The organism is Tenacibaculum soleae (genome assembly GCF_030549005.1).
GTDB lineage: Bacteria > Bacteroidota > Bacteroidia > Flavobacteriales > Flavobacteriaceae > Polaribacter > Polaribacter soleae.
The window spans coordinates 1-1,140 of the sequence record NZ_JAUOSW010000030.1 but is presented as its reverse complement, the minus strand read 5'-3'; the positions used below and the strand labels follow the sequence as shown (position 1 = coordinate 1,140).

Below are 1,140 nucleotides of genomic sequence, written 5' to 3'. Positions count from 1 at the left end.
TCAGATCCATCACCAATAGTAGTAGCGGCAAGTGTAACAAAACTAATTACTTGTGATACAGACCCTACATTAGATGGAGCAGCGATAAGTATAACCGGAACCACATCCGGAGGAAACGGAGGAGCTTATACATATGCATTATTTAACAATGCAACAGCAACAGCACCAGCCGTTCAAACAGGCGCACCATTTACCGATATTGATACTTCGGGAGATTATTGGGTAGTAGCTACAGATGCAGAGGGTTGTACATCAGCACCATTATTAGTAAATGTACCAGATGCAGTAGCGGTAACATTTAGTTTAGACGCAACTACTTGTTATAGTGGTGCAGCCGATGCAACAATTACCGTAAATATAGGTACAGGTAACGGAAATTATTCATATAGTTTAAATGACGGAACTACGACCACTACACAAAACACCAATATATTTACAGGATTAACTAATGGTAATTATACAGTAACTGTAACAGACGGATTTAACTGTTCTGCAACCGATACGGTAACCATAAATCCACAAGTAACAGCAGTAATAACTAAAACAGATATTGGATGTACTTTTGGTAGTATTAGTTTTCAAGCATCAGGAGGTGATACAAATTATGTATATCAAATATTTCAAATATACCCAGGCTTTGAAGATTATTCAAACTATGAAAATGGAACTTTTACAAATGCTAATTATTTATCGGCACCTGTTCCAGGGCGATATTATGCTGTTGTTAGAGATAACGGAGGAGTTGCACCATATTGTGAGTACAAAGAAATTATCACAATAAATCAAATAGATAATCCAACAATAGTTGTAACCGAAACACAACCCGATTGTAATGGAGGTCAAGGTTCGGCAGTAGTAGTAATAAGTGATGGAACAGCCGATTATACCACTACAATAACATTACAAGGGTCAGCTACACCAACCCAAACATCAGGTCCAGGAGCAGGAACAAATATTACATTTAACAATTTAGCAGAAGGAACGTATGATGTTGTTACTACTGATGCTAATAATTGTGCAACAGCAGCATCAACCATAACCATCACTGCGCCAGATGCATTAGCAGGAAGTTCAAGGCGAAGTCAAGATTATACATGTACTCAACAAGGAGAGATAACGGTAGAAAATGTAACAGGAGGA

1 protein-coding gene is annotated in these 1,140 nt (G+C 37.9%); it reads left to right on the top strand.

Annotation, left to right across the window (positions count from 1 at the left end; translation table 11 throughout):
• A partial coding sequence (locus Q4586_RS13955; protein WP_303530002.1) for a hypothetical protein occupies nucleotides 1-1,140 on the top strand: 1,140 nt, incomplete at both ends.